Origin of the sequence: Nitratidesulfovibrio sp. 1201_IL3209 (assembly GCF_036763125.1) — a bacterium.
Taxonomy (GTDB): domain Bacteria; phylum Desulfobacterota; class Desulfovibrionia; order Desulfovibrionales; family Desulfovibrionaceae; genus Cupidesulfovibrio.
The window spans coordinates 75,547-87,933 of record NZ_JBAIYT010000001.1; the positions used below are offsets into that span (position 1 = coordinate 75,547).

General features: G+C 69.4%; 11 protein-coding genes. 5 read left to right on the forward strand and 6 right to left on the reverse strand.

Going from position 1 to position 12,387, the window contains the following annotated elements:
- Nucleotides 1–16: 16 nt before the first annotated feature.
- From leuC to V6B97_RS00315, 6 genes are all read right to left on the reverse strand, one after another.
- Nucleotides 17–1,273, reverse strand: coding sequence for a 3-isopropylmalate dehydratase large subunit (gene leuC / locus V6B97_RS00290; RefSeq protein ID WP_333504493.1), 1,257 nt, complete (start codon nucleotides 1,271–1,273; stop codon nucleotides 17–19).
- The gene (locus V6B97_RS00295) at nucleotides 1,274–2,818 is read right to left on the reverse strand and encodes a 2-isopropylmalate synthase (RefSeq protein WP_333504494.1); all 1,545 of its coding nucleotides are present in this window, start codon (nucleotides 2,816–2,818) and stop codon (nucleotides 1,274–1,276) included. It abuts the gene before it with no gap.
- Between the two features lie 229 nt (nucleotides 2,819–3,047).
- Nucleotides 3,048–3,797: a CDP-diacylglycerol--serine O-phosphatidyltransferase gene (gene pssA, locus V6B97_RS00300; protein ID WP_333504495.1), complete on the reverse strand. Its 750-nt coding sequence runs from the start codon at nucleotides 3,795–3,797 to the stop codon at nucleotides 3,048–3,050.
- Between the two features lie 58 nt (nucleotides 3,798–3,855).
- The gene (locus tag V6B97_RS00305) at nucleotides 3,856–4,500 is read right to left on the reverse strand and encodes a phosphatidylserine decarboxylase family protein (protein WP_333504496.1); all 645 of its coding nucleotides are present in this window, start codon (nucleotides 4,498–4,500) and stop codon (nucleotides 3,856–3,858) included.
- A 206-nt stretch (nucleotides 4,501–4,706) separates the two neighbouring features.
- A complete protein-coding gene (locus V6B97_RS00310) occupies nucleotides 4,707–5,531 on the reverse strand; it encodes a TVP38/TMEM64 family protein (protein WP_333504497.1) in 825 nt (274 codons plus the stop codon).
- Nucleotides 5,532–5,663: 132 nt separating this feature from the next.
- On the reverse strand, nucleotides 5,664–6,320 hold the full coding sequence (locus V6B97_RS00315) for an HAD family hydrolase (protein ID WP_333504498.1): 657 nt from the start codon (nucleotides 6,318–6,320) through the stop codon (nucleotides 5,664–5,666).
- Between the two features lie 429 nt (nucleotides 6,321–6,749).
- On the opposite strand from V6B97_RS00315, the gene V6B97_RS00320 reads away from it, so the two are divergent.
- The 5 genes from V6B97_RS00320 to V6B97_RS00340 all read left to right on the forward strand — a co-directional run bounded on the left by V6B97_RS00320 (nucleotide 6,750) and on the right by V6B97_RS00340 (nucleotide 12,276).
- On the forward strand, nucleotides 6,750–7,832 hold the full coding sequence (locus V6B97_RS00320; RefSeq protein WP_333504499.1) for a metal-dependent hydrolase: 1,083 nt from the start codon (nucleotides 6,750–6,752) through the stop codon (nucleotides 7,830–7,832).
- A 311-nt stretch (nucleotides 7,833–8,143) separates the two neighbouring features.
- On the forward strand, nucleotides 8,144–8,419 hold the full coding sequence (locus tag V6B97_RS00325; protein ID WP_333504500.1) for an HU family DNA-binding protein: 276 nt from the start codon (nucleotides 8,144–8,146) through the stop codon (nucleotides 8,417–8,419).
- 178 nt (nucleotides 8,420–8,597) lie between these two features.
- Complete coding sequence (locus V6B97_RS00330; RefSeq protein WP_333504501.1) at nucleotides 8,598–9,362, forward strand: chemotaxis protein CheD; 765 nt, start codon at nucleotides 8,598–8,600, stop codon at nucleotides 9,360–9,362.
- 150 nt (nucleotides 9,363–9,512) lie between these two features.
- Nucleotides 9,513–10,376: a glycosyltransferase gene (locus V6B97_RS00335; RefSeq protein WP_333504502.1), complete on the forward strand. Its 864-nt coding sequence runs from the start codon at nucleotides 9,513–9,515 to the stop codon at nucleotides 10,374–10,376.
- Between the two features lie 235 nt (nucleotides 10,377–10,611).
- A complete protein-coding gene (locus V6B97_RS00340) occupies nucleotides 10,612–12,276 on the forward strand; it encodes an NADP-dependent glyceraldehyde-3-phosphate dehydrogenase (RefSeq protein WP_333504503.1) in 1,665 nt (554 codons plus the stop codon).
- Nucleotides 12,277–12,387: the final 111 nt, after the last annotated feature.

Consider the following 12,387-nt stretch of genomic DNA (forward strand, 5'->3'; position numbering starts at 1 on the left):
TGGTACGGTCCTGGCCCTACAGGCTGCCGGGGTGGGCGATGACGCCCGCCACGGCCGAGGCGGCGGCCACGGCCGGGCTTGCCAGGTACACCTCAGACTCCAGGCTGCCCATGCGCCCGCGGAAGTTGCGGTTGGTGGTGGCGATGGCGCGCTCGCCGTCGGCCAGGATGCCCATGTGCCCGCCAAGACACGGCCCGCAGGTGGCCGGGCCCACGATGCAGCCCGAGTCCATGAAGGTCTCGATCAGCCCTTCCTTCAGGGCTTCCTTCCACACGCCGGGGGTGGCGGGCAGCACGATGCAGCGCACGCCCCTGGCCACCTTGCGGCCGCGCAGCACGTCGGCGGCCTCGCGCATGTCGCTGATGCGGCCGTTGGTGCACGAGCCGATGACCACCTGGTCCAGGGTCACGCCCTGCACCTCGCCCACCGGCTTCACGTTTTCGGGCAGGTGCGGGCAGGCCACCACCGGCTCCATGCCGGACACGTCGAAGACCAGTTCGCGCTCGTAGGTTGCGCCGGGGTCGGCGGCCAGCGCCACGTCCTTGCGGCCGCGCGCGGCGGTGTAGGCCAGGGTCTTGGCGTCGGCGGCGAACAGACCCGCCTTGCCGCCCGCCTCGATGGCCATGTTGGCGATGGTCATGCGGCCCTCGACGGAAAGGGCCTCGATGGCCGCGCCGTCGAATTCCAGGGCGCGGTACAGGGCGCCGTCCACGCCGATCTCGCCGATGAGGCGCAGGATCAGGTCCTTGGCCCCCACCCATCTGGGCAGCGTGCCGTTGAAGGTGGCGCGGATGGTGGGCGGCACCTTGAACCACGTTTCGCCAAGGGCCATGGCCCCGGCCACGTCGGTGGACCCGAATCCGGTCGCAAAGGCGCCCAGCCCTCCGTACGTGCAGGTGTGGCTGTCGGCCCCCACCACCACGTCACCGGGGCCCACCAGGCCCAGTTCCGGCAGCAGGGCGTGCTCCACGCCGCAATCGCCGCCCTCGTAGTAGTGGGTGATGTCCATTTCCTTCGCGAATTCGCGGGACAGCTTCACCTGCTGCGCCGAGGCGATGTCCTTCTGCGGGGTGAAGTGGTCCATGACCAGCGCCACCTTGTCGCGGTCGAACACCTTTTTCGCCCCCATGGCCCGGAAGGACTTGATGGCGAGCGGAGCGGTGATGTCGTTTGCCAGAGCCAGCGAGACGCGACAGCGGACGATCTGCCCCGCGGCGGTGATCGCCTCGTCGGTGTGCGCCTGCAGGATCTTCTGCGCAAGCGTGTGTGCCATCTAGATGCCCTCCTTCTCTTGCTCTTCTTCTTTCTTTGCCAGGCGGTTCAGCGCGTTCACGTACGCGCGGGCGCTGGCCAGTATGATGTCGGGGTCGGACCCGCGTCCGACCGCGCTGCCGCCGTTCTGCCGCAGGCGCACGGTAACCTCGCCCTGGGCGTCGGTGCCGCCGGTGATGGCGGTGACCGAATACCGCTCGAGGACGGGCGCGCGGCCCACGATGTCGCCGATGACGTTGAACACCGCGTCGATGGGACCCACGCCGAACCCGGCGGCGCGCCTGGTCTCGCCCATGACGTCCATGACCACGGCGGCCGTGGGCGGCATGCCGGTGTCGCTGCACTGCACGGAAAGGTTCACCAGCCGGTACTGGTCGGGCAGGCGGTAGACCTCTTCGAGCACCAGGGCTTCGATGTCCTCGTCATAAATCTGCTTCTTCTTGTCCGCCAGCTTCTTCACCGCCTCGAACACGGTGACCAGCTGGTCTTCCTCCAGCCGGTAGCCGAGTTCGTCCAGCTTGTTCTTCACGGCGTTGCGGCCGGAATGCTTGCCGATGACGAGGTCGGTCTTGGTCTTGCCGATGGATTCCGGCGTCATGATCTCGTACGTCTCGCGGTTCTTGAGCATGCCGTCCTGGTGGATGCCCGATTCGTGCGCGAAGGCGTTGGCGCCCACGATGGCCTTGTTGGGCGGAATGGGCTGGCCGATGATCATGGACAGCAGGCGGCAGGTGGGGAACAGCTGCTCGGTGACCACGCCGCAGTCCAGCTGGTAGAAGTCGCGCCGGGTGTGCAGGGCCATGACGATCTCTTCGAGCGAGGCGTTGCCCGCCCGCTCGCCGATGCCGCTCACGGTCACCTCGGCCTGGCGGGCGCCCGCCTTCAGCGCGGCCAGGGTGTTGGCCACGCCCATCCCGAGGTCGTTGTGGCAGTGCACGCTGAACACGGCCTTGTGGCTGTTGGGGGTGTGCTCGATGACGTACCGGATGAGCCGCCCGAATTCCTCGGGCTGGGCGTAGCCCACGGTGTCCGGCACGTTGATGGTGGTGGCCCCGGCGTCGATGACCGCCTCGAACACCCGCACCAGGAAGTCGGGGTTGGAGCGGGAGGCGTCCTCGGCAGAGAACTCCACGTTGCTGGTGTACTTCGCCGCGTGGCGCACGGCGGCCACGGCCATTTCCACCACCTGGTCCGGTTCCTTGCGCAGCTTGTACTGCATGTGCACCGGCGAGGTGGCGAGAAAGGTGTGGATGCGCGGGTTCTCCGCCACCTTCACCGCTTCCCAGGCGCGGTCGATGTCGGCGGGCATGGCGCGGCACAGGCCCGCCACTTCCACGCCCCTGACGGCGCGGGCGATGGCCTGCACGGCCTCGAAATCGCCCTGGCTGGAGGCGGGGAACCCGGCTTCCATGATGTCCACGCCAAGGGTTTCCAACTGGCGGGCCAGGCGGATCTTTTCCTGGAGGTTCATGGTGGCGCCGGGGGACTGTTCGCCGTCGCGCAGGGTGGTGTCGAAAATGCGGATGCGACCGGATTCGATGGTCATGGTTCGTGCTCCTCTTGCTGCGGTCCGCGCCCGTGATGGTTGGGGGCGGGGCCCATGGCGCCGATGCGCGGCCGTCGCGGGCGGCGTGTGCGCCTGACGGAATGCTGCATCTGTTCGTTAGCTGCGCGCCGGCCCGGGAGACGGGACTCTGGCTGAGAGGAGGGTACGCGTCCGCCCGGGAACGGCGTGCGTTCCTGACACGGAGGTACGGGGCGCTGCTACGACAACCCTAGGATAGGCTGCGTAGTAGCTTGTGATTGCGGCGGGGAATGATGACGAAGGTGTACACGGGACCGGAGATGAGGTAGCCCGCGAACACCAGGAAACCCAAGAGCTTGGGTTCGGAGGAGACGAGTACGAACAGCAGGATGGCGGTAACCATCGAGCTGAACGGATGGGCCTTGATGAGCCCGTATTCCTTGAAGGAGGCGTAGCGCACGCGGCTCACCATGAGGAAGGCGAGCACGAAGGCGAGCGCCAGGCAGAAGCGCGGGAAGACGCCCGCGAGCTGCTCGGGCACGTAGGGGCTGAACAGCACCAGCGTGGCCACGGCGCAGCCGGCAGCCGGAATGGGCAGGCCGATGAAGAACTTCTTGGAAGTGGTGGCGGTGGAGATGTTGAACCGGGCAAGGCGCAACGCGCCGCACACCGCGAACAGGAACGCGGCGGCGATGCCGAGGCGGCCGTACTGGTTGAGCTGCCACTGGTACATCATGAAGGCCGGGGCCACGCCGAAGGCCACCAGGTCGCACAGCGAATCGTACTGCACGCCGAACTCGCTGGCGGTGTTGGTGAGGCGGGCCACCTTGCCGTCCAGGCCGTCCATGAGGGCGCTGAACAGGATGGCCATGGCGCAGTCCTCGTACCGCCCGGAAACGGCCCACAACATCGCCAGGAAGCCCGCGAAGAGGCTTGCCGTGGTGAAGAGGTTCGGGAGGATGTACACTCCCTTGTGGATCGGGCGGGCGGGCTGTTCCATGGCCTTGCGGCTGTCCTGTGCCTTCTTGCGGTAAGGAATCTGCGGGGTTGGAGAGGGATCAGGCGTTGCGGCGCGCCACGACGGTCTGCCCGGCGAACACCTGCTCACCCACGTTCACCGACGGAGAATAGTCGTCCGGCAGGTAAAGGTCAACCCGCGAACCGAAGCGGATCATGCCGAAGCGTTCGCCACGGGCCAGCGTGTCGCCCTCGTCGGTCCGGCACACGATGCGCCGGGCGATGAGCCCCGCGATCTGCACGAAGGTCCAGGTGGCGCCGTCTTCCCCGGTCACCTGGTAGGCGCAGCGCTCGTTGTCGGTGGACGCCTTGTCCCATGCCGCGTTCAGGAACTTGCCGGGATGATAGGCGATGCCGGTCACTGTGCCTGCCACCGGGGCGCGGTTCACGTGCACGCTGAACACGTTCATGAAGATGCACACCGTGGTGCGCGGCTGGCCGGTGAACGGATCGGGCATGGTCTGCACGCGCACCACCTTTCCGTCGGCGGGGCTGACCCCAAGGCCGGGCGCAGTGGGGACGACCCGTTCCGGATCGCGAAAGAAGTGGCAGCAGAACCAGGTCAGCAGCATGAACACGAAGCTGCCGGTGGCGCAGCCGAGCATGGCCAGCGAAAGAGTGACCAGGGCGCACAGGCCGATGGCCGGGACGCCTTCCGGGGTGATGCCGATGGAGGCTTTGCGCATGTGGGGTGCCATTGGTTGCGGTGGTGTGCGAGGGTGCCGGTGCGCGCGGCGCGGGCCGTGCGCGGGCGACAGGGCGGGAGTGTAGGCAAATCCCGCCGCGCTGGCAACCGGTTGGCGACCGGCTGGCGACCGGGGAAGGCAGGGGAGGACGCGGGGGGAGGGGCGGGAAGGGGTTGCGGGTATCCGGCCCCTGAATCCGGATACGGCTATCTAGGTTGCTTTGGGGCGGACGTGCAGCGGTTGTCCGCCCACCGCCGGGCCTTCAACGCGCATAACGCCCGGCGCAGCACAAGGGGAACCACGGCCAGCAGGCACAGGGCGAGGCCGGTGCGCAGGGAGATGATGTCGCCAAGGTGGCGGATGCGGGCCAGTTCCGCCCCGGCATGCACGTAGATGGCGTTCAGCGGCACCATGCCGACCAGCGAGACCGTGGCGAAGGTGGAAAGGCGCATGGCGGTGACCCCGAACAGCAGGTTCACCAGCCAGTAGGGCATCACGGCCACGCAGCGCAGGCCCAGCAGGCACAGCGCGCCGGGGGAGGCCAGGGAGGACAGGGCGGGGCCGCATGGCGCGCTGCATGGCTGCCCTTCCGCCATGGCCGCGTCGATGCGCGCCGACTGGCGGGGCCACAGGCGGCGCACCATGCCGCGCAGCAGGTGCCGGGCGCTCAGGAAGGCCAGGCAGGCCCCGGCGGTGCTGGCCAGGCTGACGGCGGCCAGGGCCACCCAGAAGCCGAACACCGCCCCGCCGGTCAGGGTCAGGAACACCGCGCCGGGAATGGAGCACGAGGTCATGGCCACATAGCCAGCCACGAAGGCGGCCACGCTGGCCACGGGGTGGCGGGCGTGCAGGTCCAGCAGCCGGTCGCGCAGGGCCAGGGCCTGGTCCGGTCCCACGGCCGGGAAGTGTCCGGTCAGTGCCAGGAGTGCCAGCAGGGTGGCGGTCAGCGCCAGCACGGCCAGCGCGCCGCGCGCCGGGTTGCGGGGGGCATGGGCCGGGGGTGAGGGTGCGGTGGGGCGGGGAATGCGCACGGACGGGCCTGCCTGCCGGGTGTGGGCGGCCCTTCACGGGGAGAAAAAAGCCGCCACGCGCAGCATGGGGGCTGCGTGTGGCGGAATGATGATGTCCACGTGACGGAACGCGGTCGGACGCGGTTGGTGCCGCTACCCCGGCCAGCCTTCCGGCAGCGCCACCTGCGGGGCCAGCGCGGCCAGGTCGGCGCGGAAGGCTTCGCGTCCGGTGAACAGCCGGGCATGGATGCCCAGCGCCGCAGCCCGGCCGATGTGCCCGGCGTTGTCGTCGAAAAAAGCCGCGCGCGCCGGGTCCACGCCCATGACGCCCGTGGCGTGGGTGAAGAAGCCGGGGTCGCGCTTGTTCAACCCCTCGCGGAACGAATTGAACACCCAGTCGAAGTGGCGGTACACGCCGTGGGCCGCGTCGATTTCCTCCAGCCAGTTGGTGTGGTCGCTGAGGATGGCCGCGCGCAGACCGGCCGCGCGCACCGCGTCGGCGGCGCGCAGCATGTCCGGCCGCACGGTGAAGCGGTTCATGATCTCGGCGCGCAGGGCGGCGTCGGTGCCGGTCATGCCCGTGGCCGCGCGCACGGCGTTCCACCATGCGGCCTCGTCGGTGCGGCCGTTGACGTAGCCGGTGGCGTAGCACAGGTCGGTGGCCGTGCGCATGGTGGCCTCGGGGTCCAGGCCTTGGGCCCGGCCGATGGCGCGCAGGCCCTCGATGAAGCCTTCCTCGGCCAGCACGCCGCTGAAGTCGAAGAAGATGACGTCGATGGTGGGGGCGGCGTTGCCGCGCGAGTGTGTCATGGGCTATCCTTGGGGGCTGCGGGGCCTCGCGGCGCATGCGGCGCGGCCTCCGTTTCCGGAATGGAGCCGGGCTCCACGGAATGGATGCGGGAGCGGGCGGCAACCCGTTCAGGATAACCACGCGGAGGCAAAGCGCAACCGGAGCCGCGCGGCTGCCTTCGGGCCGGAGCCGCGGCGGGTGGTTCCGCCACCCCTCATCTTGCCATCCGCCGCGCCGATGACGATATATCCGGGGCACGGCCCGTACGGCGCAGTCCGCGCCCGCCGGTCCGTCCGGCCGCACGATGCGGAACCCCGTGCGACGCCCCGTACGGCGTCCCGTCGCGCGCCGTGTTTCTCCTCCCTCCCCTATCGCTCCCGGCCGGGCGGCTCCCGCTCCCCCCGCTTGCCCGCGCCGCCACTCCCCATGCTTCCCACGGAGGTCGCCCCATGGACCCGGTAACCCATCTCGCCAGCGGCGCGCTTGTCGCCATGAGCCTGCCCGGAACCCGGCGCAGCCGCTGGTTCATGCCCTTTGCCCTGATCTGCGCGGTGCTGCCCGACGCGGACGTCTTTTTCGGCTCCACGCCGCTGGCCTACCTGACCCTGCACCGGGGCATCACCCACTCCTTCGCGGGCGGCGCGGTCATGGCCCTGCTGATGGCGTTGCTGTTCCTGCCGCTGTTGCGGCGTGCGCCATCGGGACCGCCCGACGCCGCATCCGCAGGCGGCCCGCGCGGCGGCGTGCATACCTGGGGCTATGCCCGCTACGCCCTGACCGCCTATGCGCTGATCCTGCTGCACATCTTTCTGGACTGCATCACCACCTACGGCACGCAGGTGTTCCTGCCCTTCTCGGACTACCGGGTGGCCCTGCCTGCCGTGTTCATCATCGACCCGGTCATGACCCTGGTCATGCTGGCGTGCATCGTGGCGGCCATGGGCCGGACGCACCGGCGCGCCTTTGCCGCGCTGGGTCTGGCCTGGACGCTGCTGTGGCCCGGCGCCTCGCTGGCCGTGCAGCGGCATGTGCAGTCCGGCCTGGTGGCGAAGCTGGCGGCCCAGCCCGTCCCGCCCGTGTCGGTGGCGGTGATCCCCGAGGCCCTGGCCCCGTTCAACTGGAAGGCCGTGGTGGACGACGGCCGCCGCTACGGCATGGCCCGCTACCAGTTGCTGAACCCCGACGCGCCGCTGGCCTTCGAACTGTTCGACAAGCCGGATCCGGTGCTGTACCGCCGCCTGTCCGAGGCCGAGGAATTGTTCCGGGTGTATGGCCGCTTCGCCATGTTCATGACCCAGGAAACCCGGCAGGAGAACGGCGCGCCCGTGATCACGTACCGCGACCTGCGCTTTGCCTCCACGGTGCCGTTCATGCGCATGCTGCGCGGCGAGGGCGTGCCCTTCCAGTTGTGGGCGCGCCTTTCGGCCGACGGGCGGCTGGAGGGGTTCCGCTTCGTGCAGGGGCGCAGCGCCGGGGGAAGCGACGGAAGCGACGGGGGTGACGGGGGCGGCTGGGTGCCCGCGACGCGCTGACGGCGGCATGGCGTTGCGCACGGGCCGATGAAATGCGTCCCCCCCCCTTGTCACGTGGTGGGGGACGCGATATTGATGGAATATTGGGGAGAAGGGCGTGGTGACGCCATGCGGCGACAGCCGGAGGCGCACCCGCAACTCCCATCCGGCGGAGCGCGGAACATGTCGGCACAGTGCCGGACGCGCGCGTAACATGCCGTCAGGAATAATGCTTCGCACATGGTGTCGCCGCATCGGGGTTCCGGGGCGCGCGCGGCGGCCCTGCACCAAACGCCCATGCCCCGCACGGACAGGTCCGACTGGAGGTCCACGTGAACAAGAGCGAACTGGTACGAGCGCTTGCCGAAGAGCATGAGCTGCCTGTAGAGGACGCCACCATGGTGGTGAACACCTTCTTCGACTGCGTGCGCGATGCGCTGCTGGAAGGGGACCGCGTGGAGATTCGCGGTTTCGGTTCGTTCAAGATCAAGGGGTACCGGGGCTACAAGGGCCGCAACCCCAAGACCGGCGATTCCGTGGCCGTGCCGCCCAAGCGGCTGCCCGTGTTCCGTGCCGGGAAGGAACTGAAGGATCTCCTGAATCCGTAGCGGGCCGGGCTTCCGGGGGCTTCACGTTTTCGTGGATGGTGGGGCGGCGCGGCATGCGCCGCCAGGCGGGCGGTTGCGCCGCCGGTCGGGAGGCCGGCTGCGCGAGCGCTCGCGTTCGGTTAGGGGGCGCGTGAAGACAGGGGATGCGTGCCGTCCATGGGCGGCACAGGGGGGAACGATGGGCGACGGCACGGGCGATACGCTGTACGGGCACAGGTCATGTCCTGTCCCGGCGGTCATGCCGCGCGAACTGGCGGAAGAACGGCTGCGCCACCTGCACCTGCGCATCGGCGAGGGCATCGTGGCGCGGCGTCCGGCCATCATCGCCACGGTGCTCGGCTCGTGCGTGTCCGCCACGTTCTTCCATCGGCCCACGGGGCTTGCGGGCATCTTCCACGCCATGCTGCCCTTGGCCGAGGGCAGCCGCGACTTCGACTGCAACCCCTGTAAGTACGTGGACACCGCCGTGGAGGCGGTGCTGGCCCATTTCATCCGCAAGGGCGTGCCGGTCATCGAAATCGAAACCAAGCTGTTCGGCGGCGCGTTCAGCATGAACACCGAAGAAAAGTCGCTGGTGCGCACGCTGGTGGACGTGGGCGGCCGCAACGTGCAGGTGGCCCGCGATCTGCTGCGCGACAGGGGACTTGTGGTGTCCGGCGAGCACGTGCTGGGCGAACGCGGCCGCAAGCTGCTGTTCCATGCCGGCACCGGCGAGGTGTGGGTGAAGCTGCTGCGCCGCAGCCTGGCCGAACAGGGGCGCGGCGCGGGCCGTAACGGCCAGGGTGGCGGTGGCCGGGGCGGCAGGCAGGAGCCGCCCGCGTGGTCCTATGATTCCCGCACCGCGCCGTGGACCGACGGGTACCCGGAGGGCGGGCAGGATGGCCCCGGCCCCGGCGGGTCTGGCGGATCCGGCGGGTCCGGCGGCGGACGCGACGCCTCCTGACGCGACGCCTCCCGGCGCAATGTCCCGGGCCGGGCCTTGCCGGTCCGGTGTCCCGGAGCGCCCGCGCACGCTGGCCTTGCCACCGGAAATGGGCTACGAGCGGGGGCAGACCTCCATTCCCCACGCACCCGCACGCCGGATCCCTGCCGCATGAAGATCGTCTTCTGCATCGACGACAATCCCCGCTACCTGCTCATGATGCGCGCGGCCGTGCGCTCGCTGCGGCGCCTGCACGGCGATGCGGCCCCCTGCGTGTGCGTGTACGGCGGCAGCGATGCGGCGGTCATGGACGCGGTGCGCGCCGAGGGCGTGCAGCTTGCCCGGCACACCCCGGTCATCGGCGTGCACAACGCCCCGCGCGAATTCCACCGCTGCATCGGCGCGTTCCTGAAGCTGGAACTGGCCCTGTTGCCGGAACTGGCCGACGACGAGTACGTGCTGTACTGCGACGCCGACGTGTACTTCCACCAGCCGATTCTGGGAGATGCGGGGGGGGAGGCGGCATCCGGCGGCGCGGAGCGCATTCGCCCGCCGTACATGGCCATGGCCCGCGAGGCCACGGCCCCCTTCCACCACGCCCACGAACAACTGGACTACGAATGGCGCGGCCGCCGCTACGTGGTGCCCCTGCCGTTCCCCATCTGGACCTTCAGCAGCGGGGTGGTGCTGTTCAACCTGGCCCGGCTGCGGCGGCACGACCACGTCCACAACTTTCTGGCCTTCTGCGTGCAGAACCTGCACCGCATCGGCAACCTGGACCAGTCGCTGCTCAACTACTTCTTCGGCAAGCGGGTGACCAAGCTGGACCCTTCGTGGAACTGCCCGCCCTACCGGGCCGACGCGCTGACGCGGGCGCGCATCGTGCACTTTCACGGCCCCAAGCCGTGGGACACCAGACCCGCCCTGTGGAAGGATCTGCGCATCAACCACTACGCGGAATTCCGCCGCCGCTGGCTGGACCTGCTGACGCCGGAAGAGCGCGAGCAGGCCGCAGCGTGGGAGGCGGCGGGGTAGGGCGCGTCCGCCCGCCGTTTCCGAACCCGCCCGCACCGCTGCCGCCTGCCCGCCATCCCGTCGCGCCGCCGTCATAATCATCCCCGCCCCGCCTTCCCTGCTGCCATCGGCCCGCAAGCCTGCTATGCTGGCCCCGTCACCCCCGTCGTGCAGTCGCGCTGTCACGCCGCCACGGCCTCCCGTACCGTTCGCCGCATCCGCAAGCCCGGCCCACTGCCGGATGAAGGAGTTTTCCATGTCGTCCACTTCCGCCGTCCATACCGCCGAAAGCCTGCGCGGGCTGTTCCCCGTGGCCGGGCAGCCCCTGCCGGAAGCCGCCCACGCCTTCGCGCCCATAGAGCAGCGCACCTGCCTCATCGACGGCAGGCTGGAGGAATGGTCCGGCGAGATGCAGCAGGTGTTCTCGCCCATCGGCGAGGTCGGCGAGGTCAGCGAGACAGGGGGCGCTGGCGGCTTTACCCCGCGTCTGCTGGGCAGCTGCCCCATCCTGGACGAGGCCGCCGCCCTGCGCGCCGTGGACGCCGCCGACCGCGCCTGGGCCGACGGCATGGGCGCATGGCCCACCATGGGCGTGGCCGAGCGCATCCGCCACGTGGAGGATTTCGCCCGGCGCATGGCGGCGCGGCGCACCGAGGTGGTGCGCATCATGATGTGGGAAATCTGCAAGTCGTGGCAGGACGCCAGCGGCGAATTCGACCGCACCATGGAATACCTGCGCGACACCATCGACGCGCTGAAGGACCTGGACCGCGCCTCGTCGCGCTTCGTCATCGAGAAGGGCATCTACGCGCAAATCCGCCGCGCGCCGCTGGGGCCGGTGCTGTGCATGGGGCCGTACAACTACCCGCTGAACGAAACCTTCTGCACGCTGATGCCCGCGCTGATCATGGGCAACCCGGTCATCGTGAAGACGCCGCGCCTGGGGCGGCTGCTGTATTCGCCGCTGATGGAAGCCTTCCGCGACGCCTTCCCGGCCGGGGTGGTGAACATCCTGCACGGCGACCGGCGCATCGTGAAGCCCATCATGGCCTCCGGCCGCATCAACGTGCTGGCGTTCATCGGGTCCAGCACGGCGGCGGATGCCCTGCGCCTGGCGCACCCGCACCCGCACCGGCTGCGCTGCGTGCTGGGACTGGACGCCAAGAACGCGGGCATCGTGCTGGACTGCGCGGACATGGACCTGACCGTGGCCGAGGCGCTGCAGGGCGCGTTCTCGTTCAACGGGCAGCGCTGCACGGCGCTGAAGATGCTGTTCGTGCATGAAAAAAGGCTGGAGGAATTCTTGGCCCGCATGGACGAGGGCATCCGCAACCTGCGCATCGGCATGCCGTGGGACGAGGGGGTGCGCATCACGCCGCTGCCGGTGCCCGGCAAGGCCGCATACCTGGACGGCCTGGTGCAGGACGCCGCCGCGCACGGCGGCCGGGTGGCCAACACCGGCGGCGGCACCCACGCCGAAACCCTGTACCACCCCACGGTGGTCTGCCCGGCCACGCCGCAGATGCGCGTGCACCACGAGGAGCAGTTCGGCCCGGTGATACCCGTCATCCCCTTCACGGACATCGAAACGCCGGTGCGCTACGTGGTGGGCTCGCAGTACGGGCAGCAGCTGAGCATCTTCGGCAACGACCCGGACGACGTGGCCCGGCTGATCGACCCCATGGTCAACCAGGTGTGCCGGGTGAACATCAACAGCCAGTGCCAGCGCGGGCCGGACACCTTTCCCTTCACCGGCCGCAAGGATTCCGCCGAGGGCACCCTGTCGGTCAGCGACGCGCTGCGCTGCTTCTCCATCCGCACGCTGGTGGCGGCCAAGGGCACGGACGCCAACAAGGAATTGTTGACGAGCATCATTCGGGACAGGCGGTCCAATTTTTTATCGAACGACTTCATATTGTAGCCTGCCCACCAAGGACGGAGGCCAACTGTGGCGGGCGCAGGTAAGGGCGGGGCAGCGCGGCAAAGACAAGAGCGAAGGGCGAGGGTATGGCGAGGCAGTACGTAAGCCGCA

Coding starts and splice junctions, on each gene's coding strand:
- leuC (WP_333504493.1), bottom strand. CDS start 1,273: ATGGCACACACGCTTGCGCAGAAGATCCTGCAGGCGCACACCGACGAG.
- V6B97_RS00295 (WP_333504494.1), bottom strand. CDS start 2,818: ATGACCATCGAATCCGGTCGCATCCGCATTTTCGACACCACCCTGCGC.
- pssA (WP_333504495.1), bottom strand. CDS start 3,797: ATGGAACAGCCCGCCCGCCCGATCCACAAGGGAGTGTACATCCTCCCG.
- V6B97_RS00305 (WP_333504496.1), bottom strand. CDS start 4,500: ATGCGCAAAGCCTCCATCGGCATCACCCCGGAAGGCGTCCCGGCCATC.
- V6B97_RS00315 (WP_333504498.1), bottom strand. CDS start 6,320: ATGACACACTCGCGCGGCAACGCCGCCCCCACCATCGACGTCATCTTC.
- V6B97_RS00320 (WP_333504499.1), top strand. CDS start 6,750: ATGGACCCGGTAACCCATCTCGCCAGCGGCGCGCTTGTCGCCATGAGC.
- V6B97_RS00330 (WP_333504501.1), top strand. CDS start 8,598: ATGGGCGACGGCACGGGCGATACGCTGTACGGGCACAGGTCATGTCCT.
- V6B97_RS00335 (WP_333504502.1), top strand. CDS start 9,513: ATGAAGATCGTCTTCTGCATCGACGACAATCCCCGCTACCTGCTCATG.
- V6B97_RS00340 (WP_333504503.1), top strand. CDS start 10,612: ATGTCGTCCACTTCCGCCGTCCATACCGCCGAAAGCCTGCGCGGGCTG.